Raw genomic sequence first — 21,983 nt, 5'->3', positions numbered from 1 at the left:
CCGATCGCGGCAAGGGTGGTGGCGCTCACGGGCGGGACTCCTTCGGGAGGTCGGCGGGGTACTGGGTGCAGGCGCCACACATGCCGGCGATGCGGGGCGCGGTGGGGTGCTGCTCGCACGACTCCGGGCCGTCGAGGGCGACGCGCAGTTCGGTGGCTGCGCTGCCGTATGCGCGGAGGACGGCCCAGCGGGAGGCCAACTTGCGCGCCCGGTCGATGGCGGCTTGGTACTGCCCGAGGAGGGGCGCCCGGCGGGTCAGCTCGTTGGTCAGGGTGTGGCGGCCACGGCTGGCGGACTTCCACGCCTGCCTGTAGCGCTCGGCCTGCCCCTGCCAGTGGCGGGCTCGGGCCTGCGCGTGGCGGAGTAGTCGGCCGGTCCGCTCCAGTTCTGCGTACAGGGCGTCGAGGGCGTCGCCTGTGATCGTGTCGACGGTGTGTCGGTCAGGCACGGCGGGGCTTCCTTCGCTTCATGGCGCGTCGGGTGGCGCGGTTCGGTCGGGGTGTCGGGGTGTCGTCGTCGGCGAGCTGCTCGCCGGTCCACTTGAGGCGGGTCTCCCACGTCGTCCCAGGGCGGCTGGCTCGTTCGCCGCGCGGGGTCGACGACGGGCCGGTCACTGCTGCTCCCCCTCGTTCGCGGCGGCCACGGCTGGCCGACTGTCAAGGTCGGCGATCCATGCGGCGCAGACGGCGGCGACCTGGAGCAGCTCGGCGCGCAGCTTGGCCGGGTCGCGCTCGGCGAAGGCCTCGGCTACCTCCTCGGCGAGGATGTCGGCCCATGTGCCGTAGCCGGAGCCAAAGGCGTCCTGGCACCAGCTGCGGGCCCGGTTCGCGTCGTCCTGCTGGCTCTTGTCGCCGGTCCCGTCGCGGTGGTGCTGGTCGCCCCACTTGGAGAGCTGCGCCTGACGTTCGGTGTCGACGGCTTCGGCGAAGGCCTTGAGGCCGGGGGTGGCAAAGAGGGTCGGGTACATCGGGTTCTCCTCGTGGGATGGTGGGCGGGTGCCGCCCCGGCTAGGACCCGGGGCGGCATACGACGTTCACGGGGCGGTCAGGGCGGGTGTGCTGCCGATCACGAGGCGGCCTCCCACAGGGTTCGGGGCATCCGCTCGGATCGGGTCTCAGCGCGCGGGCGGGAAGGGCAGTCCCAGCCGCCGCGGGCCGGCCGCTGGGCAAGGACCCGCCAACCAGCTGCGCGGAGGCTCGCGCCGGTCTCGCTCGCCTGCGTGTACGTGATCAGCCGGCGGTACCCCAACGCGCTGGCCGCGCGCCACGCTGCGCCGTACAGCATCGAGTTCGCGTTGCGGGTGCCGTCGGTGGCGCTGCGGGTGACCTCAAGGGTGCGGCCGTCGTCCAGGTGGCGGGCCACGGGGCGGCCGGCGACGAGGACGCCGCGGAGTATGCCGTCGTCGTCCGCTGCTCCGACGGCGAAGATCATGCCGACGGGCGGCGGGTTGTGGCGGTGCCACATGGCGACGAAGTCTCGGGCGTCGCGGAAGCGGACGGGGACGAGGTGAAGTCCCATCTGCTGCTCCTTCGGGTGGGTCATGCGCGCGGGCGGCGGCCGAACCGAGCCAGCGCCCGTGTGTGGGCTTCTGGGGGTGTGGTGTGGCTCTGTGGCCGCCGGGGGGTGTGTGGGGCTGTCAGGCGGCGAGCTGCTGCGGCTGGGGGGCGGTGTAGCTGCCCGGGTCGGCGGGGGTTCCGTCGTGGCATTCGAGGCAGCTGCCGAGGGTTTTCAGCGGTAGGCAGTGGTGGTAGCGGCGCTGGCAGTGGGGGCAGGTTTGCCGTGCGGCCATGGCGCGGTCGAGGGCGGCTTCTTTGGCGAGGGTCATGGGGTATTTCGGGGCGGCCTGGTCGATGCGGTACAGGTAGGCGACGCGTTGCCCGCGGCGGCATTCGATGACGGCGACGGGGTCGTGTCCGCCGGGTCGGAGTCCCATGTCGCGGAGTTGGCGGCGGGTGGCGAGTCCGGAGGGTGCTTGTCGCCATCGGTAGGTGGGGAGTTGGCCGGTGGGGTCGGCGTAGGGGTCGACGTCGACCAGGTGGGGCATGGTGTGCTCCGGGGTGTGGTCGGGGGCTATGCGGTAGCCGCTGGACAGGAGGTATTCGGCGGCGCGTTCGGCGGCGCCGTGGGGGGTTTGCTGGTCGTGGGGGGTGGTGAGTCGGTAGTCGTCGAGGGCGGCGGCGATGACGGCGACGGCTGCGTCGGGGATGCTCACGGCTTGACTCCTCGGCGTCGGTCGTGGCCGGTCATGGCGACGACTTGGGTGTCCTCGGCGAGGCGGGACACGATGCGCTCCCCGAGTGCGGTGATGAGGTCGGGCCCGTGGCGCTGCCCGTGTTCGTCGCGGGAGTCGGCGGGGAGGTTGCTGGTGTAGATCGAGGGCCGGCAGGCGTTGTACCGCTCGTTGATCAGCCGGTACGTGACTTCTTCGGTCCACTCGGATGCCTTGGCGCTGCCGAGGTCGTCGAGGAGCAGCAGCGGGACGCGGGTGAGGCGTCGGAGTTCTTCTTCGGCTCCGCGGTCGGATCCCTTGGGGCGCAGCAGGCCGTACATGTCGGCGGCGGTGATGGCGCGGATCTCGTACACGTGGGGGCCGGCGGCGGCGATGCGGCGTAGGGCGCCGTAGGCCTGGTGGGTTTTGCCGGTGCCGGTGGTGCCGGTGAGGAGGATTGATCCGGCGCTCTCGGGGTCGTCGGCGACGCGGTCGGCCCATGCGGCGACGTCGGGGTGTTCGGCGTCGGCTCGGCGGTAGCGGGGCGGGGTGGCGGTGGTCCAGCGCTTCAACGCCCATTCGGCGCGGCGGCGGCGGTGGTATTCGGGGTGGCCGGGTTCGTCGGGGCTGGGTTCGTCGGCGATGGGTCCGGGCTCGACTTCGGCCAGTCCTCGGTGGGCGAGTCCGGCGCGGAGTCGGGCCATGGCGGCTTCGTTGTCGAGGGTGATGGGTTCGGCCATGGTCAGAATCCGTTCTCGTACACGGACGGGTTGTTGGGGTTCTGGTAGGGCTGCCAGGCGCTGCCGCCGCCTCCGACGGCGCGGAGGGGGCGGGGGCCGGCGGGCTGCTCGGGCAGGGGCGGGAGGTCTCGCCAGCCGGGGAGGAAGTAGCGCGCGTAGCTGATGTCTTTGGCAGCGGCCTGGCGTTGGGCGTAGGCGGCGAGTGCGGGAATGCCGCTGCGCTTGATGAGCGCTTCGACGACGAACCAGTCGGTGTGGGAGAGGTTCCAGCGGACGAGGACACCGGCGGTGGTGAGCGCGTCAACGAGGGGGCGTGCGTTGGCGGGGATGGGCTCGGGTGCGGGCTCGGGGGCTAGCTTGCTTTCACTCCTGGTAGGAGTGGTCTGGTAGAGGGGTACCGATTCAGGACCGGTAGGGGTCTCGATTCGGGACCCCCCCGGTACCGATTCAGGACCGGTAGCGGAATCGCTAGGGGTCTCGATTCGGGACCCCCCCGGTACCGATTCAGGACCGGTAGCGGAATCGCTAGGGGTCTCGATTCGGGACCCCTGCTGTGCGTTAGGGGTCTCGATTCGGGACCGGTAGCCGTCGCTTAGGGGTCCCGAATCAGGACCGGTAGCACCGGGCTTGGGTCGGACGAAACCGACCGCCTTCGGCAGCTGGTAGGCCGCTGGACGACTCCCGCGGGCCTCTTCGACCATGACCAGTTCGCCGGACTCGAGTGCCTTGTCCACGGCGCGGACGACGACCGACTTACTGACGTTGCCCAGCCGGGCGCGGAACTCGGTGGTGCCCATACGTGCGGTGCAGTCGGGCCCCGGCGCCTTGTCGGCGACGGCGAGCAGCACGAGGCGGGGATTGCCGGTGTTGCGGGACTGCGTCCACACCCACTGCATCGCGTCGATCGTCAACGGGGGCCTTCTTCCGGTGGTTCGGAGGGGTCTTCGTCCGGGGCGGGGTCTGGTGGCCGGCCGCCCCGGACGGTCCTACGGGGGGTGGTCTCAGCTCAGGTCGGGCACGACGAGCCACCCGGGCTCGCGGGTGACGACTCCGAGCGCCATGGCGGCGGCCTTGAGCTCGCGGTTCCACGCCTCGTACTGCTCCGCGCTGTACGTCTGCGGCGTGACGTGCTCGAACTTGCCCAGACTGACTTCGGTGGAGTGGGTGACCAGGAAGGTCATGTCCTGGTCGTAGTTGCCGGCGCTGAGGTACCCGACGTCGCCGCCGTGCTGCTCCTTGTGCTGCCGCAGCTGGTCGTCGAGGTCTTCCAGCGCGCCGGGGTGGGTGTCCGGAATCTGGAAGCCGTAGGCGAAGTAGGTGGAGTGGTACATGCCCATCAGGCGGTGTCCTTCCTGGGGTTCACGGCGGCCTGTGCCGCGCGGTAGGTGGTCGGGGTGGAGCGGCGCTTACCGGAGGCGACCGCGCGGGCGTCGTGGACGCGGGAGTCGTTGAGCGGCGACGGGGTGGACCATGCGCCCTTCGGGAGGCCGGGGCCCGGCTTCGGCTCCGGGCGCCCGGCCTGCGCCCACGGGGAGTGGGCGGAGCAGCGCGGGCCGCACGGGTACGGCCGGACGGGGCCGGTGTGCTCGGCCTGCGGCACGTCGCACACCCGGGCCGGCCGGTCGGGGAGCTCCGCGGCGATCTGCCCGGGGATGACGTCCGGCGGAGGCTGGTCGAGAAGCCGGCGAGCACGGTCAAGGCCGGTCATGCCGCCGCGTCCTTCGTCCGTACGCGCCGGATCGCGGTGCGTTGTTTCTCGGAGGTGCCGCCCCAAACGCCGCGCTCGCCGTGCTCTATGGCGTACTCGAGGCACTCGCGCCGCACGCTGCAGGCGAGGCAGACGCGCTTTGCGGCGGCGGCCGATCCGCTCTCGGGGAAGAAGACTTCTGGGTCGGTCTGTGCGCACAGTCCGTGTGCGCGAAAGTCACCGGTTTCCGCGTCGAGGGCCTGAAAGAGGCTGGTCATCACCGGGCCCCCGATCCGGGCTCCGCAGCCTTCGGCCACTCCGTCGTACCAGTGGCGGGCGGCGTGCTCTGCTCGGTCTGCTGCTCCGTCTTCCCGGGCGTGGTGGCCTGCTGCTTGATCTCGCTTGCGGTCACGCGCTGCGGCGGGAACTCTTCGTCGCGGGTGACTTCACCGCGGCGGATCGACTGATGGATGATCTGCAGCTGGCCGAGGTCGATGTTCGTCCACTTGCTGCTGTCGCGGCCCAGTTTCGTTTCGATCTGGTCGACGGTGACGCCGATGCCCTCGAACGCGGTGATTGCTTCGGCGATCCGCGTGGAAATGGGGGTGTCACCGGCTCCGTTGTTGAGGGTGTTGGTGGCGATCTCCTTCGCCTGCTCCCGGAACCAGGACGGAAGCACTGTGAAGATCATTTCTCGGAGGCGGCGGGCACCGTTGTTGCTGTTCGACTCGTACACGTCGCGCGGGTCCTCGAGCCTCTTGCTGCCGTTCGCGCTCGTCCATCGGGTGTGCGGGACGATGAACGTCGTGCTCGCGCGCTCGTTCGTCTCGAGGTCCCACGCCCACGCCTGCATCTCCGACTCGCCGGCCACGTCGTCGCGGCGCAGCTCGGTCAGGCCGTGGTGAATGTTGGTCCAGCAGCGGGCCAGTTCCTTGGCGAACTGGATCGTCTCGCCGGTCACGCTGCTGCCGCCGCGGCTGAAGCGGAAGAACGACCGGGCGGCGAGGTTCTGCTGACGGAAGGCGGTGGTCATCTTCTGGATCGCGAGCGCCTCGTTCCGCGGGAACTGGCGGGCCACGATCACCGCGGCCTGCACCTCCGCGACGGCGCGGGACTGCTCAACCGCGGTGCCCTGCCCGACGAACGACGGAACGGGAGCGGGAGCCGGCGCGTACTGCTGCTCTGCGGGGTAGTTCACAGGTACTCCTCGGTGTCACGGATTTCGGCCCACGGGGGCAGGGAGAGGTACTCGATTTCTTCGCTGTAGCCGGGCCAGTGGCCGGACTCGAGGCAGCGGGCGTATGTCTCGATGGCCCGGCGGTTGCGGGCGGCGCCGATACGGCGGGCGGTCGCGTCCATCTCCACGACGGTCACGAGGTACGGCGCCGTCTTCTCCTGGCACACGAACACGAACGCCGCGGTGTCGTCGGCCAGGCCGAGGGCCTTCGCGCCCGCCCGATACCAGTCGTCTTGCTGGTGGTAGCCGTGCTCATCGACGGACCGGGCCAGCGCGGCCGGCTCGGCGCTGCGGCACGTCTTGTAATCGGGGATGATCAGCCGGCCGGAGCGCGGGTCGGGCAGCCAGTCGAGACGGGCGCGGCGCATGATGCCGGTCTGTTCGTCGCGCCAGAACAGCGACTGTTCGGGGCGGCCCGAAGCCGGGTCGAACAGCAGGGACGCGACGGGGTGGCGGCGCAGCGCGTCGGCCATGTCGTGTACCTGCTGGTACTCGTCGGGCTTCAACGGGATACCGCCCTCAGCGCGCACGGCGGCGACTTCGGCTTTCACCGCGTTCGTCGTCCACTTGTCGGCGTCGATCCGGACGAGGTCCGCACCTTCACCGAGGACGAGTCGATGGGCGGCGTTGCCAAGGTCGAACGTCTTCTTCGGCGCGGGCTGGTTCTCCTGCTCCCACCGAAACAGGGCGGGACACGACGGGGGCAGCAGCTTCCGCGCGCCGCTCGAGGAGAGGGCGTACCGGTGGGAGTGGTACTCCTCGTTCGTCATCTGGTAGATGCCGGGCTCGGTGATGGCCGGGCCGGCGGCCGGGGCGAGCGCCCCGGCCTGCACGGTCGTCGTCATCAGTCGTCACCGTCGCCAAAGTCGTGGCCGGCGTCGTGGCCAGCGGCCTTGACGCACTGACGCCCGTGCGCCGATTCGGCGGTGCGGCACTGGTCGGCGAGCACCTTGCCGCGCGGAATGCCGGCATCGCGGGTGGCGGCGGCGAGTGCGAGCGTCGCGTATGCGGTGGCCAGCTGCGCCAGGACCGGCGCGTCGCTGCTGTCCGGGTGGCGGGCAGCGAGGCGCGCGAGTTCTTCGGCCTTGCGGTCGTGCTCGGGTCCGGTCATCGGGCGCTCTCCTCGGTGGTCTCGGTCCACGGGGCGTTCACGTGGGTGCATGGGTTGTCGACGTGACCGCCGTGACAGTCCTGCTCGCAGGCGGCGCAGTCGGGGCACCACTGCTCGGAGCGGGAGCCGCAGGCGTCACAGGCGCCCGGGGCGTGCGGCCCGGTGGTCGACGGGACCTCGATGACCGCGCCCGACGAGGCGTGCAACGCCTCCACGGCCGACGTCAGCGAGTACGCGATCGGGTCCTCGTCGGCCGTGCGCGTCGACTTGTCACCGGCCGCGGCTTCCAGGCGGGCCATCCGGCGCTCGGCCGCAGCGAGGACGTGCTCCTTGTCCTTCTGCAGCGCGGCGCACTCGGCCTCCAGCTCGACGACCCGGGACCGCTCAGCGTTCGCGATCCGCTCCAGCTCGACGCGCTTCTGCTCCAGGCGCGCAACGGCGGCAACGGCTTCGGCGACGCGGGCCCGCAACCCTGCCTGCTCCTCGTCCGCCAGAGCCATCACCGGGTCGACGTGGGCGCGCACATCGGCGAAGAGACCAGCGAGACTCTTCACGGAGAGCACTGCCTTCGCGTACCGCTCGCGACGGTCCTGCGACTCGGCGGGCTCGGCGTGCCCGAGCGGCACCGGCAACGCGCCCACCCTGGCCACGACCGCCGCCAACTCCTCGCGCGGCGCCTCGTCGGCCATGCGGCGCAGCATGCGCGCCGCCCAGGCGGCGCCGCTGCGTACCGGCTCGGGGAATCGGGTCTTGCCGGAGTCCACAGCGTCGGCCCCATCGCGCAACACCGCAGCGCGGTGGTTACGGGCGATGCCGCGGGCGTCGTCCATGGTGAAGCTGGCCCGGTGCTCCGCAATCACCGCGTCCCGGTAGGCGGCGGCTGCGGCTTCGAACCGCTGCCGGTCGTCGCTCAGCCAGCAGTCACGCAACCAGTCGAGGGCGTTCATGCCGCCACCTGCACGTTCATCAGGGCCCAACCGCGGACCTTGACCCCGTTGACCGTGGCCTGAGCGCTCGTGTACGTCCCGTTCTGCGGCCCGTAGTTGTGGGTGGTGGAAACCGGGACATCGAAGTCGGCCCCGAAGCGGGCCACATAGTCGGGGTGGTTGTGGAAGTACACGTCCACGCTGTACGTGCCGTCGTAATTGGTCTGGACGGTGACCGTGGTCGGGTCGTCGTGCAGCTGGGCCGTCACCGTCTCGGCGACGGCAAAGGCGCGCATCATCGCGGTGCGCAGGCTGGTCTCGCCAGCGTCGACGGCGGGGGCTTCGGTAGGCTGAATGGTCACGGTGGACCTCTTCTCTCGCGTAGTTGAGGTGGTGCCGGAGGGGCTGTCAGGACCGGCCAGGGTCCAGGCGGCCCCGTCGTTTTCGGGGGTCAGGCGCCGACGGCGGCCAGCTGCGGGGACTCCGCGTCGTCGTCGGCCGGCGCGTTCGCTGCCATCCACGCCTTCACGGCGTCGATGTCGAACCGCGGCGACGTCAGGGCGACCGGCACGGTCGGCATGCCCGCCTTGCGCCACTTGCGGACCTGCCAGTCGGATACGCCGTAGTAGGCCTGCAGCTGAGCGGACGTCCACAGGGGCTTCGGGCTGCCGGGGAGCGCGGAGAGGTCAGCGGTCATCTTCGGCATTGGGGGTTGACCTTTCGGGATTCGAAATCGAAGGTGATGGCATGCTGAAACCGCGGTGCATCTGCCAGTCCATCGCCTCGACGATGAGCCAAGCGGTCCGCAGTTCACACGGGTTCCGTCCGGACCGACCACGACTGACAAGCCGGCCGATCGTCTTCGGGCTCACTCCGCGCCCCTCCGGGTCGACCCTGCGGGTCATCTCAGAGAGTTCCTCGAGGGTCAGGCCCTGGCGATCCATCTCGTCGCGTATTGGCCGACCTTCGCTCTTGCGGAGCACTTTGGGCATGCGGACCTCGTAAAGACGGCGGCGGTTGCGCCCCTCCGGATCGGTGAGGCGTTGCGATATTTCTACTCTCGAAATCGAACCGCTGTCAACGAGAACCGCGGAGTAATCCAGAGCGGAGCGGAGAACGGCGAGTCTCGGGCGACACACCCGAACGGGTGTTCTATAGTGTCGGCATATGCCCAGTGCAACGGCGGGTGACGGGGAGGCCGCGCGCCGTGAAGTTTTGCGCCACGCTTCTACTTTTACTTGCGAAAAGTAGAACCCGAAGGGCACCCTTACCCGTGTGGAGACCGCCGACACCCCTCACGCCGCCGACGACTTCGCGCAGATCCTCAAGCGCCTCCGTGACACCTACAAGGTCACCGAGACGGAGGTGGCGCGGCGTATCGGCGCGCACGTCTCCACCGTGAACAACTGGGCCCACCGCAAGGCAACGCCGCGGCCCGACGCGCTGCGGACCATCGCGCGCGAGTTCCCCGCCTTCACCGAAGCTGAGCTGTTCGAAGCTGCCGGCCGGAAGGCGCCCGGACCGCTGTCGCCGGCTGCCGAGGAGCGGCTCCTCGAGCTGTTCCGGGGCCTGACCCCGGAGCAGCAGGAGTTGAAAGAGCTGGAGTTGCGCGCCATCAACGAGCGCAACCGGCAGACGCAGTAAAAACTTCTTGGCACTGTGCAACCTTTACCCGGCCTCAGGAGTCGAAGCTAAAACGGACTCTGTCACTCAGGGTGCATTAACCGTCAACAACTTGTGTCCCAGCGGTCGATTTCCGACCCGTACCCGAGGTACGGTCGGACGACGGCTCACGTCCTCCCCCGTAGCCGCACATGTCCCTACCGCCCTGATAACGGGGGTTCTATGTGCGTCCACGTCCGCTACTCCTCGGCACAGCTGCGCCCCGTCTACGACTCCGCCACCCGCACCATCACCATCCCTGACTCCGTCGACCCGTCACTCACAGCGATAGCCGTGCGGGCGGTTCTCGCCGAACTCGCCGCGCCACAACCGGAGTTCGGTGCACTCTGCTGGTGCGGGGAGCCAATCATCATCACTCCCCGCATCCCAATCCAGCGAAGGAGTGCGCAGGTGAACCATGGCGCGTAAAGGCCCATCGACCAACCCACGGCAGCTGCGATCGAAGCTGTGCGGCTGCCCGCTGTGCCTCGAGACGTTCCCGCCCAGCAAGGGCTACCGCGAGCGGAAGCCGGTCCGGGACTGCTCGGGCGCGTGGCAGGCCCGCTACCGCGATCCGTCCGGGAAGCAGTGCGGCCCAACTTTCCCGACGAAGAAGGAAGCGGAGACCCATCTCGACAAGGCCCGCTCACAGGTCCGCGAAGGGACGTACCAGGATCCGAAGCGCGGGCAGATCACCGTCTCGGAGTGGTATGCGATCTGGTGGCCGACCATCAAGGTCAAGTCTGTGACCACCCGGAACCGCAAGCTGTCCGCGTGGCGGGTCCACGTCGAGCCGAAGTGGGGCGCCCGGAAACTCAACTCCGTGACGTGGATGCAGGTACAGGACTGGATCACGAACGAGGTGAAGGGCCACGCCACACAGAAGAAGGCTCTTGAGCTGCTCCGACACATGATGGTCGCCGCGCTCCGAGACGGCCGGATCACCGTGAACCCCTGCCTCGACATTGAGGTCTCCTCGGCGCCGGCCCGGCACCCGGACGACCTGATCCCGCCGACGCACGCCCAATGCGACCTGATCCGGGAACAGCTCACGGACTACTATCGGCCGTTGGTAACCTTCCTCGAGGAAACCGGCATGCGATGGGGCGAGGCGACGGGCCTACGGGCCTGCAACGTGAGCCTTGAAGCTGCAACGGTGAAGGTAAAGGAAGTTCTCATTGACGACGAGGGGCACACCCGGCGGAAGCCGGCCCCGAAGTCCCGCGCCGGTTTCCGTACCGTCCCGCTCACTCCGGTCGCTGTCGCCGCGGTGCGGGTCATGTTCGACCGGTGGGCCCCGTCTCTTGCAGAGTCACCCATCGACGGCGACGAGATGCACCCCGAGGAGCTCGTGTTCCGCGGCCCGCAAGGCGGCGTGCTCACCCGGCCGAATTTCCGCCGCCACTGGGTTCCGGCGATCAAGGATGCTGGCCTGGCCCGAATGGTCGTCAGCCCCGAGACGGGCCGCAAGGAATGGTGGCCGCGGGTGCACGATCTGCGGCACACCTTCGCCACCCGGTTGAAGGACGCCGGGGTACCCGAGAAGGACGTGCAGGTCATCATGGGGCACGAGCGGGGCGGCCGGGTGACGTGGCTGTACCAGCACGCGGGGCCCGAGTTGGTCGACGAGGTGCGGGCCGCGCTGGTCAAGGGAACGACGCTGCGGGCGGTGTCGTGAGATGCCGACGCCACGCGGACGCCACACCGACGCCACACACCCATCCTTCGGTTGCTCGCGTTTGCTCCGCGTTGCTCTCTCCGACCGTTTTTCGGGTTCTCCGGGGTGCTCTGAAGTGCTCTGACGTGCTCCCCCGCAGTACACGGGTTCTCCTAAAGCGGGTGTCGCAGGTTCGAATCCTGCCGGGGGCACCAGAAAGTACCAGGTAATGGGACATATCGACCCTCCGTGAGTGCCACGGAGGGTCGTTTTTATCCCAGATGGGAACCTGATGGGAACGGCACGATGGGTGCCTTTGGATAACTCCACGTCGACGACGCGATTCGGTTTTACGAGCCTTTGCCCGATTCAGTGACCAGCTACCGCGGCTGGCGAGCTGCTTCCTGGGCGATGCTGAGCCCAATGTGGCGGCGGTGGGCGATTCGCGCATCGTCGGCCGCGAGTCGTGCGGGTTACCGAGTACCAGGGTGCCGACGGATCAGGTCTACCCCGGCCGACCGCTGGCACCAGCTCTCCGCAAACCAGAAGGCGGTCGAGGTCTCTCACGCCAACGTTCGCGCCGCGGCAGACCAGGCCATGGCCACCCTCAAGGCTTGGCGGCTCCTGCGCAAGCTCCGTTGCAGCCCGAGCCGCATCACCGAGCTCGTCCGGGCGGTCCTCGCTCTCCAACTCAACGTCCTATGGATACCCAGACTCCGGGCGATGCCAGCGAGGGAGCGGCCCTTCGAGGAGCGCACCGGATCCACCGCGTCCCCTTGAACTCTGCGAGGTAATGCTTCCGCTTCACCACCGTGGCCACTTCCCCTGGATCGAAAAATCCAGCGTCCAGGTGTCGGAAGTTCGGGGGTCACTCCACTCGACCCCGCCCCTGCACGTCGGCCCCTGCCCTCGCCCCGTCCGGGGCCCACGCCGGGCACTCACGGAAAGAAAGGATTCTTGAATAAGTCCAGATATAATAAGCCCACCTATCCATACAGAGGTGTGCCGTGGACAAACCCGCCGAGATGTTCGACCGCGACTTCGAGTGGGCCGAGCTGACCCGTTTCGCCGCCCTACCCGGCCCGCGTGCCACCCTCGGTGTGGTCTCCGGCCGCCGCCGCCAGGGCAAGACCTTCCTCCTGGACGCCGTCACGCGGGCAAGCGGCGGCTTCATGTTCACCGCCACCGAGACCACCGAAACCGACGCCCTGCGCCAGTTCGGCGAAGCCCTCGCCCGCCACCGCGACCAGCCCACCCCGTTCCGCTTCACCCACTGGGACGAGGCCCTCACGGAACTCATGCGCATCGCCGACAGGGGCGGCCCCGCCATCGCGGTCATCGACGAGTTCCCCTTCCTCGCCAAGGCCTCCCCCGCCCTCCCCTCGATCATCCAGCGCGCCCTCGACCCCGCGGCCCAGCACACCAACACCCCTGTACGGCTCCTGCTGTGCGGCTCCGCCCTGTCCTTCATGGGCGGACTCCTCGCCGGCAACGCCCCGCTGCGCGGCCGCGCCGGCCTGGAACTCGTCGTCCCCACCCTGGACTTCCGCCTCGCCGCCGAGTTCTGGGAGATCACCGACCCGCGCACCGCACTGCTCACCCACGCCATCGTCGGCGGCACCCCCGCCTACCGCCGCGAGTTCACCCAGGGCGACGCCCCCGCCGGGCCCCACGACTTCGACGCCTGGGTCACCCGCGCCGTTCTCAATCCCGCCCGTCCGCTCTTCCGCGAGGCCCGCTACCTGCTCGCAGAGGAACCCGAACTCCACGACACCGCGCTCTACCACTCCGTCCTGGCCGCCATCGCCGCCGGAAACGCCGCACGCGGCGGCATCGCCGACTACCTCGGCCGCAAGTCCACCGACCTCGCCCACCCGCTCAGCGTCCTCCAGGACGTCGGCATGATCACGCACGAGGCCGACGCCTTCCGCCGCAACCGCTCCGCCTACCGCATCGCCGAACCTCTCATCGCCTTCTACCACGCGGTCATGCGCCCCGCCTGGGGCGATCTGGAACGCCCCGGACGCGCCCCCGCCGTCTGGCGCCGCGCCCAGTCCACCTTCCGCAGCAAGGTTGTCGGCCCGCACTTCGAACAGGTCTGCCGCGAATGGGCCCGCTGGCACGCGTCCCCCGCAACCCACGGCGGGCAGGTCACAAGAGTCGCCAGCGGCACCGTCAACGATCCTGCCGCGAAGACCAGCCACGAAGTCGACGTCGCGGTCCATGGCGAGACCGACAGCGGCCGCGAAACACTACTCGCCATCGGCGAAGCCAAATGGAACGACGTCATGGGAAAGGGCCACCTCGAACGTCTCCAGCACATCCGTGCTCTCCTCACCGCGCGCGGCACCGCCACCGACGTCACCCGGCTGCAGTGCTACAGCGGCACCGGCTTCACCGACGAACTGCGCCACCTCGCCGAGAACGACCCCGCCATCCAGCTGATCGATCCAGTTCGCCTCTACCACGGCGACTGACCCGGTCTCGGTCATCGCCCCCGTACGGGGAGCATGGCCTCCACCGTTACCAACGTCCCGGAGAGCCGCAACTCACGCCCTTTGCCGGTCTACTGACCTGCGAAAACGGTCACTGGCTCGGCCCCGGGCGAGGGGTCCAGATGCGCGTTCCGGCCTCAAAGCAACTGCGGCGCTCAGTGGAATGTGCGGCCCGTTCCGACCTGGGCGGACCTGAAGAGAGCCGTGCGGGGGCGCTCGACCGGGAACCCGGTGGGAACGAGAGTCCGGCGAAGGATCGAGAAAGCCTGCACAACCCGCTACCTTCATCAGGGCTCTGACTTGGCAAAACAGCAGCCTGCGTCGGCGCTCTTGATCAGGCCGCGGTTGGCGTGGTCGCCGCTGCCTTCGGCGGGGTGACCGCCGCCGAGGAACGTCTTGGGGCCGGCGATGGTGAAGCCCATGTAGTCGGCGGTGTCGCTGCCCCGGGGAGGAGCCGTCGTCCGCCACAGCGATGACGCCCTCGTGCGTGGCGACGTACAGCCGTCCGTCCGCGGGGTCGACGCCAAGCCCATGGATATGGCTGAGGGCCATTTCCTCGGGGGACGTCTCCGAGCCTGTGGTGCCGTCACCGGAACCGCCTGTGCAGGCGGTCAGAACGGCCGCGAGTAGAGCGGCGGCGGCAGCTGTGGCGAACGGGGACGGAGGGCGCACGACGTGAACGGCGTGATCCACATCGAGTCTCCGGTCAAGGCCACCTTCTCCCTCGGTCAGTTCATGACCGACGCGAGCTTGTGCCTCCGGCTCCCTGTTCTGGCTGGTTCACTTGGCGACTCACGGTGGCGGTCACATCTCGTTCAGGTCGGTGACTGAAGCGTTACGCCCAGACCGTGATGAGTGCCGCGACGACGTCGGTGTCGGCCGGTGCCGCGGGCCACCATTCGCCCTCGTCGCCCGGAGGTGGGATACCAGCAGCGTCATGGCCGCCCGGTGTCACCCCGCTGGCCGCTAGTGTTGCCCCATGGGCGTGTTGGACACGGCCGAGCTTGAGGCCATGATCGAAGAGGCGACTGTCGATGCCTACACCGAGGACGAACAGCTGACCGGTCTGTTCACCATGCTTGAGGAATACCTCGGCCTGCCCTTCACCACCGCGGTGCTCGGCGTCGAGGTGACCGTGGACGTCATCGACCTCACGCCGGACGGCACGATCGTCGCCCTGTGCTCTCGCGGCGGCATGCGGCAATCGATCGGAATCCTGGAGCTGCCGTTGCCCAGCCCGGCGCCCGAGGGCGCGGAGTGGATAGAGGCGTACCGTCACTGGGCTGGTTGAGGTCGGGCACCTCACACCCAGCGCGGAACCGGTTTGTCTGGGAGGGCTGAACGTGGCTGACGTCGTACAAGGCACGCAGCAGGGCGTCGGCGAACCGTCGCTGACCGATCTCATCGAGCGCAGTGCCGAGTTGAAAGGGCAGCTGGTCGCCTTCGGGCAGAGCACCCGCTTTGACCGGTGGCTGACGCCCCTCCTGCTTGAGGCCGCAGGGCCTGAGCGGCAGTTGGACGAGGGCGAGGCGATCCGGATCATCGACCACTTCATCCTGCGGTACCGCCTGCCGGACGGTTCGACCGTGGTGGACCGCTTCGTCGCTGGACGGAAGGACTTGACCGCGGTCGACCGAGAGATGCTGCTCGGCTGGCGGGATGCGGTGGAGGGCATCTTCGAGATCCAGCGTAAGGAAGGGGATGCCGTCGTCCTGCTGAACTTGGTCGACGACCTGGAGTACCGCACGTACTCGAATGTCGGGCGGGCGGCGTTCCGTGGGGTGTCCAAGGGGGGCTTCCTCCACACCTGCCTGGTACCCGTTCACTCGGCCGGCGGGGCGTGGCTGGTGTCCGGGGCGATGTCGAGCTACCCCAAGTCCAGTGCCACCGAGATCGCCCAGGCCGCTCTCCACCTGGCCACCAGCCAACCCGAACTGGTCTTCCGCAATCCCGAAAAACTTGAGCAGGGATGGCAGCGGATGCGGGAGGACCGGGCCGCGTTCGTCGATTTCTGCGGCGGCGACGAACTGGTCCTTCCGCCTGCCGAAGCCGAGGACCTCCTCAACGCCTACTACCGCCACCGCCAAGAGGCAGCCGTCGCCGGACAGCCCGACCGTGCCCGGGGCAGGCGGCTGTCTGGCCTGGACCTGCCGTTCTTCGAGCTGCCGCGAGAACTCGCGGGCTCGCACACCATCGGCGTCATCTACGACCAGATCGACGGGCTCAACTTCTACGCGGACTACGGGATGTTGCGAGACCTCTTCGCGGACCCGGTACGCGCGAGCCGTGGGCAGCACCAGGACCTGTTGCGCACGTACCTGCGCGAGGGGTCGATTGCGCCACTGCCGATCCGCCGACTGGCCGCTGCGCACCCGGAGACAGCCGACGCGGTGTTCCGAAAGCTCCTGCGGAAGCCCGGATTCACCTGGAGCGAGCACGGTGAGGCGCTGCTGCGCCGACGCAAGCCCTGGTACTACGCGAACGAGCCCCGCCCTGGTGTCTCCGTAATCGGCGACCGCCTCGGCGCGCTCCTCACCGGCCGTCGGTAGCCACCGTTCACACGGCAGCGACTACTGCGCAGCACTGCCCGTTCTCCGCCCAAGCCGTGTTTCGGAAGCCCAGTGGGTGAGGGGTGAAAGCTGAGGTGACGAGAGTACCCGCGTCTGGCTCATCGCCATCTGAGCCGACAACTGCGCGCCGATGGAGTACACAGGCAACCCGGCCGCGATCGAGTTCAAGGGGCTGACTCGCGACCCTAAACTTTGCGCGGCGATCGTCGACCGGCTCACCAATGCGCCTGCTGCCCGCTCGTATCTGTTGAAGGACCCGAGCGCCTGCCAGGATCAGACCGTGAATGAGTCATCGATTGCCACAAGACTGAGCAGAGCTCTCGACTGGGCAGGATTGATCCCGTCCGCCCTCCTCCTTGCGATCGGCATCAGGGATTACCGGGACGGCGGATCCGTGGCATGGCCGATCGGCGGAGCACTCCTGGTTCTCGTCAGCCTTTGGGTGGTCTATCGCGGGATGGCTCGCCGGAGTGGCAAGACCGGCACTTAGCGGTAGGTGTACAGCAGCGCAGTACCGCATCCACAGCAACCGCCCCCGTCCGCTACCGTCCCTCCGGGGCCTCGTAGCGGCTGATATGGCCGTCGCTGACCGATCCGGCTGGAGCTACGCACCAGCAGTGGCCGTGCCCCTCCCGTGCCCGTTCCATCGGGAGACAGCGGGGAACAAGAGTCACTGACGGACAACGCTCATGAGAACGGCCCCAGCACCAATAAGCCAACGCTGCGACTCAGCGTGAAAGCGTCTGATGGGGGGCCAGTCGGTTGCCAGGAGGCCATAGACGACCTCATCGCGTCAGATGGGGTCGTTGGCGCTGGTCATCGATCGCAGGAAATCTCAGCCAACCATTCAGGGGTGTAGCACTCAGCGAACGACCACGTCTGGTCCGAGTAGTGGTCGTCCGTGCTGTCGGTGTACACCTCAAGGCTGCCTTGCGGCGTCAAGCGGTAGTACTCGCGAATCCGGTCACCCTCCACGGTGGGATAGGCCACCTTCAGTTCTGCGCTCTCGCCGCTCTTGAGGGCTCGCTGGAGACAGACGATTTCCCGCACCGCCTGCTTCTGCATCTCCTCACCCTGATCCAGGCGCACCTCGCCACAACTTGAAAACTCAGTTCTAGACTCCCAGCGTTCCTTGACTGGATCGTTCAGCGTGCAACCGGCAGCAAGCAAGAACGTGGCCGCTACCGCGACGAGCCGCGCGCGAACCGAAACAGCCGCCACACAGCGCCGACGGGCCCTGCTCTGACCTATCACGAGGCACCCCCTTCCTGGCCGTTAGACGTGGCTCCGAAGATACGGTTCCGTGCTCGCGCGTGCAGATCCGTGCCAGATCGAGCGGTCAGCCAGGGTCAATCGGGGTGTGGCGGCGCAGAGGCCGTCGGCGACTCGGCGCCCCGTATGACAGTTGAACCGCAAGAACTGTCCCGCGAGCGGTGCCGGGCTTACAAAGCAGCGATCCAAGCGATCCAGCTTCCCAAGCTCAGCAGTGCGCGGCGCCGGCCTTGACGTCCTCGGTTCGCCTGATCGCCTGGGTCCGTGACGACAGACCCGAGCGAGTACGACAAGGCGATGCCGATCGTGACAGCCCGTCTGGCGAAGGTCGAGCGGGCAGTCAGTCGAACCGGCATCTCTCACGGCTGGCAGCCGTACGCAACGGTCCGGCAGGCCCTCGTCGAAGCACTGCGCGACGAAGATGGTGTATCTGCAGTGCCCGTCGGCCGTCATTCGAGCGCGGCTGCGGTTGGAGAGCTGGAGCACCACGCCGCCGCCCGACCAGGCGCAGTGGTCGGGCAGCGAGGAAGTCGAGTTGGAGCTTCCCAGCGGCGTGCTGGAGGTCCACGAACTCACCGGCGGCCGGGAGGGGGCGGTGATCGTGCTGCCGTCGCCGGGCCGGTACCGGCTGCGTCTTCATTGGGCGTTGAATCCGGAAACAGGGCCCTTCTACTCGCCATTCAAAGACGGCCCCGCTGTGGTGGAGACGCCCTCGGGGCACGAGCAGAAGCTGGCGGCGTGGACGAGTTCTGCCTGGGGCAGTTGTGGCGCCTGTCCTCCACGCCCGGTGGATCACGTCTGCGGGCGGGGGCCGACCGAGGCAGGTCGGCCCCCGCAGTGTCATGTACTTGATCACAGTGGTGGTTCAGTCACCGATGCGGATGACGAAGGCGTCCCAGTCGAGGATGCGGTCGTTCTCGTACCAGGCGTCGAGTAGGCGACCGGCCTCTTGGTTCTCCGTCGGGTCGACGTAGCGGACGGAGTAGTCCCTCTCGTCTGGCCCCCCCTCGAATTGGTAGCGAGCCGCGCCTTGGTAAGAGGACGCGAAGGGGTATTCGTAGCAGTCCAGCCCCTGGCCGGGTCCGCCGGGCACGTCGCCGCTGTTGCAGTACGACCTGACCACGCTGCGGTTGGCGTCGGAGCGGGCCCGAAGAGATGCTCCGGCGGCAGCGGCGATGCGGTGCAGCGGATCGAGAGGTTCCGCGCCGGGCAAGTTCTTGTTGCCCTTGGGCGGCAGCGTGCTGTCGGGGTTCGCCCGGGCGTCACCGATGTGGTCGGCGACGGCTGCGACGCCGAGGTACGGCTCTCCGGGACCGGTGGGGTCACTGGTGTCACTGCGGTCGTAGCGCAGGGCCGGAGTGATGTCACTGAAGACGGAGCCCATGTCGCCGCGGTCACCGGACCAGTACAGACAACTGGGGGCTGCAGAGAGGATGGTCCGCTAAAGAGCGGCACTCGTGTCGCCGTGCGACTGCCGACTCTGCATCTGCGTGAACTGCCGCACAAAGACGATGGTGGCGACGGCGGCCACTACGCACAGCCCATTCGCGATCATGCCGGAGCGCAGCGCGGCTCTTACCAGATCTGCGCCTTCAGCCCGTTGGTAGAGGTCTCGGGGCCACCCGTTTGCGAAAGTCCATGATGCGAAGAGCAACCACCACACAGTGACCGGCAGCCTGGAGCGGCGGCGAACGGTGTCCTCCGGCTGGCTCGATGCCCAGATGTCGAGAGCGATACGAAAGGGCATCCACAAGTTCACGACGGGGACGAACCACCAGCCCAGAGCGCCGTTACGACCCATCCACCGCGGACTGGGCCGGAGCCGCTCGGAATGTCCTCGCATCTGCGAGAACCACAGCAGGAAGAGAATGCCCGTGCCCACGAACGCGGCCGCCTGGATTCCCCCGAGGTTCCCCACCCACATCTCGGCTCGCAGGACAGGCTCGCCTTGTGGCATCCGTCCCAACACGGCGTGCAACTGCATCTGTGCCGCGAGCAACGCGACGGCAAAGCCGATGTTCAGCCCGAGCGCGACGGACACCGCCACGCCCCCACTCCTGCCCACGAATGCTCCCCACTTTGGCAGCCGGACCTCCCGGCTTGAAGCAGCATGGGTCAGCACAGCAGCGAAGTACAGCAGCCGGCGCGCCCGCATCCGACGGGCATCGGCCCCAGTCACCCCAGCTGAGCAGTCGATCAGACCTCGGCGACCGCCCCGCCCGTAGTTCGCATCGAGGGGATCGGCCGTGCCACAACCGCGCCAGATCGGGCGGGGAGTACGGGTAACCGCGAATGCCGGCAGCGCACACCGCCTGCATCCGTCGAAGTCTGGATGCCGCAGATCAGGCCCCACCTCGCCCCTGAAGCGGTGCTCTTCATGACACCGCATCAACCCGGTCAGTGGGCTCGGCCCATGAATGAGGGTTCCCGGCGCTTGGCGAACTTCCGAGTCCACCTCGTGCCGGCGGTCTTGGCTCTGGCCAATCCGCCATGGCAACGGGACGTGTGGCTCGACCCGTCAGCGTTCGAGAACCTGGACCACATCTTCCACACGCTCTTCGACGACTTCTGCGACGCCGACGAACCCGAGCGCCACCTCGGCACGAGCCTGAGAACGGAAGAGGAGGTCGCCCTCATGAGAGAGCTCGGTGCAGCACTCAACAACGCCGCAAACGAGGCGACCAACGACTCAGACGCGGAATACCTCCAGGCGGCCGCTTGGCCAGAGGTCGTGGCCGTCGCCGGACGACTCGCTCAGGTCATGGTCGGCAACGACCTGGGAGAACTCGCCGCACTGCACGAGTGGGAAGCAAAGGGTCCAGCCGACCGACCATGCTCGCAGCGAGTAGGGCAGTGAGTGTCCGACTGGGTGACAACGCTGACGCACGGCCGTGAACAACCGTGTACGTCAGCGGACCATCAACGCAGGTGGCGAGCGCATCGGGCCAAGGACAGCTTGCATCCCAAGTTGCTTCAGGAGGAAGAGGTCCCGGCGGCAAGGCGCGAAGGTGAAGATCGGCACTCCTGCGTGTACGAGTCCGAAGCCAACACGTGGTTAGTCGGCCACGCCCAGGTCTTCACGCATGATCCGGCGCATGGCGGTGAGTGCGGGTTCTGCGGCCTTCAGGTCGAGGAGCGCCTGATCCGCGCTTTCCCCCTCTCTGGAGAGACCGCGATCAATGCGCTTGGCAGTAGCGTCAACCGCGGCCAAGACGACGTTCAATTCGCGAGATGCCGTGAGTACCACTTCAGGAACGACCATCTGAGCCTCGGCGTAGCGATCCCGGTAGTCCCGCCGCGCCTCCTCGACCTGGGCACGGTCATCGTCGGCGTAGACCCCATCTCGCAGGCGATGAAGGGCATCCTTCAGCATGGTGTGGAAGTGGCGAGAGGCTCGATTCATCGCGGTGTACGTGGCACGCCGCTCCTCGAAGAGCCGCCTTCTCTCCTCGGCTTGGCTCTCCTGTGCCCGCTGGCGTTTCGTAGCCCACGTCGTGACCAGCGGCGCCAAGAGCGTGCCAAGTACTCCGACGATGGCAGTGACCATGGCAGCGGTGGCGGCACCCATGCACGCGACCCTAACGGCTGGCTACCGTCGCCGGCCACGAAACTCTTCGCCAGCCCTGCTCAACGTCCTGCCTGACATCCACCCCTGACATCAACGACGGCGGACAGCAGCGGCAACGAGCAGTCGAGGGGCCGGGAGATCTGCGGGGATCCCGCGAGCCGTGATGAGTCCTGAGCGACCGGCGGTCATAGTGTCGAACCTGCTCCCGAGGAGGACTTCTGATGCGCAGCGTGACCTATTCGATGAGCGTCTCACTTGACGGCTACATCGTCGGGCCGAACGACGACTTCGACTGGACGGCGCCCGACGAGGAGGTCTTTCGCTTCTGGATCGACGAGACTCGACAGGTCGGCGTCCACCTGTTGGGACGACGGCTGTACGAGACGATGCTGTACTGGGAGACCGCCGACCAGGATCCATCGCTCGACGACGCAATGCTCGAGTGGACCGCGATCTGGAAGCCGCTCCCGAAGGTGGTGTTCTCCACCACGCTGTCGGCGGTGCAGGGCAATGCCCGTCTGGCCTCCGGCGGCCTGGCGGAGGAGATCGAGCGGTTGCGAGCCGAGCCGGGGGAGGGCGACATCGCGATCGGCGGCGCGACTCTCGCCGCTGAGGCGGCCGGGTCGGGTCTGATCGACGAGTACCGGGCCATGGTCTACCCGGTGCTGGTTGGCGGTGGCATTCCGTTCTTTCCCCAACGCGAGCGCCGGGTGGATCTCGAACTCGTCGAGACCCGCACCTTCAGCTCGAGAGTCGTCTACCTCCGCTACCGCGTGGCGCGCCAGGCCGTGCTTTAGACGTTGCTGACGTGCCGGGTTCCAGTGTCAGCGTCGCGGACTTGTGGCCCAG

The 21,983-nt window shown here is 68.2% G+C and carries 28 protein-coding genes and 1 pseudogene; 9 read left to right on the top strand and 20 right to left on the bottom strand.

All coding sequences use genetic code 11. The features are described 5' to 3' along the window. Positions 1-25 precede the first annotated feature (25 nt). From IE198_RS13540 to IE198_RS13470, 15 genes are all read right to left on the bottom strand, one after another. Positions 26-448, bottom strand: coding sequence for a hypothetical protein (locus tag IE198_RS13540; RefSeq protein ID WP_189886171.1), 423 nt, complete (start codon positions 446-448; stop codon positions 26-28). A gap of 162 nt (positions 449-610) precedes the next feature. Then, on the bottom strand, positions 611-967 hold the full coding sequence (locus tag IE198_RS13535; protein WP_189886169.1) for a hypothetical protein: 357 nt from the start codon (positions 965-967) through the stop codon (positions 611-613). A gap of 98 nt (positions 968-1,065) precedes the next feature. Continuing rightward, the gene (locus IE198_RS13530) at positions 1,066-1,518 is read right to left on the bottom strand and encodes an XF1762 family protein (protein ID WP_189886168.1); all 453 of its coding nucleotides are present in this window, start codon (positions 1,516-1,518) and stop codon (positions 1,066-1,068) included. Between the two features lie 118 nt (positions 1,519-1,636). Next, the gene (locus IE198_RS13525) at positions 1,637-2,212 is read right to left on the bottom strand and encodes an RRQRL motif-containing zinc-binding protein (RefSeq protein ID WP_308426804.1); all 576 of its coding nucleotides are present in this window, start codon (positions 2,210-2,212) and stop codon (positions 1,637-1,639) included. Beyond that, positions 2,209-2,949, bottom strand: coding sequence for an ATP-binding protein (locus tag IE198_RS13520; RefSeq protein WP_189886166.1), 741 nt, complete (start codon positions 2,947-2,949; stop codon positions 2,209-2,211). The genes IE198_RS13525 and IE198_RS13520 overlap by 4 nt, the downstream gene beginning before the upstream one ends. Before the next feature lie 2 nt (positions 2,950-2,951). Next, a complete protein-coding gene (locus IE198_RS13515; RefSeq protein WP_189886164.1) occupies positions 2,952-3,860 on the bottom strand; it encodes a hypothetical protein in 909 nt (302 codons plus the stop codon). A 90-nt stretch (positions 3,861-3,950) separates the two neighbouring features. Then, positions 3,951-4,286, bottom strand: coding sequence for a hypothetical protein (locus tag IE198_RS13510; RefSeq protein WP_189886162.1), 336 nt, complete (start codon positions 4,284-4,286; stop codon positions 3,951-3,953). Next, positions 4,286-4,657, bottom strand: a complete 372-nt coding sequence (locus tag IE198_RS13505; protein WP_189886160.1) for a hypothetical protein — start codon at positions 4,655-4,657, stop codon at positions 4,286-4,288. Before IE198_RS13505 ends, IE198_RS13510 begins: the two co-directional genes overlap by 1 nt. After that, positions 4,654-4,914 (bottom strand): WhiB family transcriptional regulator, encoded by a 261-nt coding sequence (locus tag IE198_RS13500; protein WP_189886158.1) that lies wholly within the window; start codon positions 4,912-4,914, stop codon positions 4,654-4,656. The genes IE198_RS13505 and IE198_RS13500 overlap by 4 nt, the downstream gene beginning before the upstream one ends. Further along, positions 4,914-5,834: a hypothetical protein gene (locus IE198_RS13495; RefSeq protein WP_189886156.1), complete on the bottom strand. Its 921-nt coding sequence runs from the start codon at positions 5,832-5,834 to the stop codon at positions 4,914-4,916. Before IE198_RS13495 ends, IE198_RS13500 begins: the two co-directional genes overlap by 1 nt. Beyond that, positions 5,831-6,718 (bottom strand): PD-(D/E)XK nuclease-like domain-containing protein, encoded by an 888-nt coding sequence (locus IE198_RS13490; RefSeq protein WP_189886154.1) that lies wholly within the window; start codon positions 6,716-6,718, stop codon positions 5,831-5,833. Before IE198_RS13490 ends, IE198_RS13495 begins: the two co-directional genes overlap by 4 nt. After that, positions 6,718-6,984 carry a hypothetical protein gene (locus tag IE198_RS13485; protein WP_189886152.1) on the bottom strand — a complete coding sequence of 89 codons (267 nt, stop codon included), beginning with the start codon at positions 6,982-6,984 and terminating at the stop codon, positions 6,718-6,720. The genes IE198_RS13490 and IE198_RS13485 overlap by 1 nt, the downstream gene beginning before the upstream one ends. Further along, positions 6,981-7,931: a hypothetical protein gene (locus IE198_RS13480; RefSeq protein ID WP_189886150.1), complete on the bottom strand. Its 951-nt coding sequence runs from the start codon at positions 7,929-7,931 to the stop codon at positions 6,981-6,983. Before IE198_RS13480 ends, IE198_RS13485 begins: the two co-directional genes overlap by 4 nt. Continuing rightward, entirely contained in the window at positions 7,928-8,272 is a 345-nt protein-coding gene (locus IE198_RS13475) for a hypothetical protein (protein WP_189886149.1), read from the bottom strand. The genes IE198_RS13480 and IE198_RS13475 overlap by 4 nt, the downstream gene beginning before the upstream one ends. Positions 8,273-8,361: 89 nt before the next feature. Then, the gene (locus IE198_RS13470) at positions 8,362-8,616 is read right to left on the bottom strand and encodes a hypothetical protein (RefSeq protein WP_189886147.1); all 255 of its coding nucleotides are present in this window, start codon (positions 8,614-8,616) and stop codon (positions 8,362-8,364) included. 569 nt (positions 8,617-9,185) lie between these two features. Here IE198_RS13470 and IE198_RS13460 point away from each other — a divergent pair. The 4 genes and pseudogenes from IE198_RS13460 (at position 9,186) to IE198_RS13450 (ending at position 13,706) form a co-directional block, all read left to right on the top strand. Continuing rightward, positions 9,186-9,554 carry a helix-turn-helix domain-containing protein gene (locus tag IE198_RS13460; protein ID WP_189886145.1) on the top strand — a complete coding sequence of 123 codons (369 nt, stop codon included), beginning with the start codon at positions 9,186-9,188 and terminating at the stop codon, positions 9,552-9,554. 436 nt (positions 9,555-9,990) lie between these two features. Beyond that, positions 9,991-11,250, top strand: coding sequence for a tyrosine-type recombinase/integrase (locus IE198_RS13455; RefSeq protein WP_189886143.1), 1,260 nt, complete (start codon positions 9,991-9,993; stop codon positions 11,248-11,250). Positions 11,251-11,727: 477 nt separating this feature from the next. Then, positions 11,728-11,922, top strand: a pseudogene (locus IE198_RS35170) (IS5/IS1182 family transposase); the annotation flags it as partial. A gap of 332 nt (positions 11,923-12,254) precedes the next feature. Further along, a complete protein-coding gene (locus tag IE198_RS13450) occupies positions 12,255-13,706 on the top strand; it encodes an AAA family ATPase (RefSeq protein WP_373299863.1) in 1,452 nt (483 codons plus the stop codon). Between the two features lie 305 nt (positions 13,707-14,011). On the opposite strand, the gene IE198_RS36105 is transcribed toward IE198_RS13450, so the two are convergent. Continuing rightward, positions 14,012-14,146: a hypothetical protein gene (locus tag IE198_RS36105; RefSeq protein WP_268246472.1), complete on the bottom strand. Its 135-nt coding sequence runs from the start codon at positions 14,144-14,146 to the stop codon at positions 14,012-14,014. A 557-nt stretch (positions 14,147-14,703) separates the two neighbouring features. Between IE198_RS36105 and IE198_RS13445 the strand changes: the two genes are divergently transcribed. From IE198_RS13445 to IE198_RS35165, 3 genes are all read left to right on the top strand, one after another. Next, positions 14,704-15,015 carry a hypothetical protein gene (locus IE198_RS13445; RefSeq protein ID WP_189886139.1) on the top strand — a complete coding sequence of 104 codons (312 nt, stop codon included), beginning with the start codon at positions 14,704-14,706 and terminating at the stop codon, positions 15,013-15,015. A gap of 52 nt (positions 15,016-15,067) precedes the next feature. Next, entirely contained in the window at positions 15,068-16,273 is a 1,206-nt protein-coding gene (locus IE198_RS13440) for a hypothetical protein (RefSeq protein ID WP_189886137.1), read from the top strand. A 151-nt stretch (positions 16,274-16,424) separates the two neighbouring features. Continuing rightward, positions 16,425-16,784, top strand: coding sequence for a hypothetical protein (locus tag IE198_RS35165; RefSeq protein WP_229833901.1), 360 nt, complete (start codon positions 16,425-16,427; stop codon positions 16,782-16,784). Positions 16,785-17,110: 326 nt separating this feature from the next. Here IE198_RS35165 and IE198_RS13430 read toward each other — a convergent pair whose 3' ends face one another. From IE198_RS13430 to IE198_RS13420, 3 genes are all read right to left on the bottom strand, one after another. Continuing rightward, positions 17,111-17,548 carry a hypothetical protein gene (locus tag IE198_RS13430; RefSeq protein WP_189886135.1) on the bottom strand — a complete coding sequence of 146 codons (438 nt, stop codon included), beginning with the start codon at positions 17,546-17,548 and terminating at the stop codon, positions 17,111-17,113. 883 nt (positions 17,549-18,431) lie between these two features. Next, complete coding sequence (locus IE198_RS13425; protein WP_189886133.1) at positions 18,432-18,950, bottom strand: NucA/NucB deoxyribonuclease domain-containing protein; 519 nt, start codon at positions 18,948-18,950, stop codon at positions 18,432-18,434. Positions 18,951-19,007: 57 nt separating this feature from the next. Next, positions 19,008-19,613, bottom strand: coding sequence for a DUF4328 domain-containing protein (locus IE198_RS13420; RefSeq protein ID WP_189886131.1), 606 nt, complete (start codon positions 19,611-19,613; stop codon positions 19,008-19,010). 366 nt (positions 19,614-19,979) lie between these two features. Between IE198_RS13420 and IE198_RS13415 the strand changes: the two genes are divergently transcribed. Continuing rightward, entirely contained in the window at positions 19,980-20,423 is a 444-nt protein-coding gene (locus IE198_RS13415) for an SCO4402 family protein (RefSeq protein WP_189886129.1), read from the top strand. 198 nt (positions 20,424-20,621) lie between these two features. On the opposite strand, the gene IE198_RS13410 is transcribed toward IE198_RS13415, so the two are convergent. Further along, positions 20,622-21,134, bottom strand: coding sequence for a type 1 periplasmic-binding domain-containing protein (locus IE198_RS13410; protein ID WP_189886127.1), 513 nt, complete (start codon positions 21,132-21,134; stop codon positions 20,622-20,624). A gap of 221 nt (positions 21,135-21,355) precedes the next feature. Here IE198_RS13410 and IE198_RS13405 point away from each other — a divergent pair, with 221 nt between their 5' ends. Continuing rightward, positions 21,356-21,931 (top strand): dihydrofolate reductase family protein, encoded by a 576-nt coding sequence (locus IE198_RS13405; protein ID WP_189886125.1) that lies wholly within the window; start codon positions 21,356-21,358, stop codon positions 21,929-21,931. The last annotated feature ends 52 nt before the right edge of the window (positions 21,932-21,983 follow it).

Origin of the sequence: Streptomyces xantholiticus (assembly GCF_014651015.1) — a bacterium.
Lineage (GTDB): Bacteria > Actinomycetota > Actinomycetes > Streptomycetales > Streptomycetaceae > Streptomyces > Streptomyces xantholiticus.
The sequence above is the reverse complement of the archived record's forward strand: the minus strand, read 5'-3'. Positions and strand labels throughout refer to the sequence as shown.

Excerpts from the sequence above, each read along its gene's own strand:
- IE198_RS13535 (WP_189886169.1), bottom strand. The coding sequence starts at position 967 with ATGTACCCGACCCTCTTTGCCACCCCCGGCCTCAAGGCCTTCGCCGAA.
- IE198_RS13530 (WP_189886168.1), bottom strand. The coding sequence starts at position 1,518 with ATGGGACTTCACCTCGTCCCCGTCCGCTTCCGCGACGCCCGAGACTTC.
- IE198_RS13520 (WP_189886166.1), bottom strand. The coding sequence starts at position 2,949 with ATGGCCGAACCCATCACCCTCGACAACGAAGCCGCCATGGCCCGACTC.
- IE198_RS13510 (WP_189886162.1), bottom strand. The coding sequence starts at position 4,286 with ATGGGCATGTACCACTCCACCTACTTCGCCTACGGCTTCCAGATTCCG.
- IE198_RS13505 (WP_189886160.1), bottom strand. The coding sequence starts at position 4,657 with ATGACCGGCCTTGACCGTGCTCGCCGGCTTCTCGACCAGCCTCCGCCG.
- IE198_RS13500 (WP_189886158.1), bottom strand. The coding sequence starts at position 4,914 with ATGACCAGCCTCTTTCAGGCCCTCGACGCGGAAACCGGTGACTTTCGC.
- IE198_RS13490 (WP_189886154.1), bottom strand. The coding sequence starts at position 6,718 with ATGACGACGACCGTGCAGGCCGGGGCGCTCGCCCCGGCCGCCGGCCCG.
- IE198_RS13485 (WP_189886152.1), bottom strand. The coding sequence starts at position 6,984 with ATGACCGGACCCGAGCACGACCGCAAGGCCGAAGAACTCGCGCGCCTC.
- IE198_RS13480 (WP_189886150.1), bottom strand. The coding sequence starts at position 7,931 with ATGAACGCCCTCGACTGGTTGCGTGACTGCTGGCTGAGCGACGACCGG.
- IE198_RS13470 (WP_189886147.1), bottom strand. The coding sequence starts at position 8,616 with ATGCCGAAGATGACCGCTGACCTCTCCGCGCTCCCCGGCAGCCCGAAG.
- IE198_RS13455 (WP_189886143.1), top strand. The coding sequence starts at position 9,991 with ATGGCGCGTAAAGGCCCATCGACCAACCCACGGCAGCTGCGATCGAAG.
- IE198_RS13450 (WP_373299863.1), top strand. The coding sequence starts at position 12,255 with ATGTTCGACCGCGACTTCGAGTGGGCCGAGCTGACCCGTTTCGCCGCC.
- IE198_RS36105 (WP_268246472.1), bottom strand. The coding sequence starts at position 14,146 with ATGGGCTTCACCATCGCCGGCCCCAAGACGTTCCTCGGCGGCGGTCAC.
- IE198_RS13445 (WP_189886139.1), top strand. The coding sequence starts at position 14,704 with ATGGGCGTGTTGGACACGGCCGAGCTTGAGGCCATGATCGAAGAGGCG.
- IE198_RS35165 (WP_229833901.1), top strand. The coding sequence starts at position 16,425 with ATGGAGTACACAGGCAACCCGGCCGCGATCGAGTTCAAGGGGCTGACT.
- IE198_RS13425 (WP_189886133.1), bottom strand. The coding sequence starts at position 18,950 with ATGGGCTCCGTCTTCAGTGACATCACTCCGGCCCTGCGCTACGACCGC.
- IE198_RS13415 (WP_189886129.1), top strand. The coding sequence starts at position 19,980 with ATGAATGAGGGTTCCCGGCGCTTGGCGAACTTCCGAGTCCACCTCGTG.
- IE198_RS13410 (WP_189886127.1), bottom strand. The coding sequence starts at position 21,134 with ATGGGTGCCGCCACCGCTGCCATGGTCACTGCCATCGTCGGAGTACTT.
- IE198_RS13405 (WP_189886125.1), top strand. The coding sequence starts at position 21,356 with ATGCGCAGCGTGACCTATTCGATGAGCGTCTCACTTGACGGCTACATC.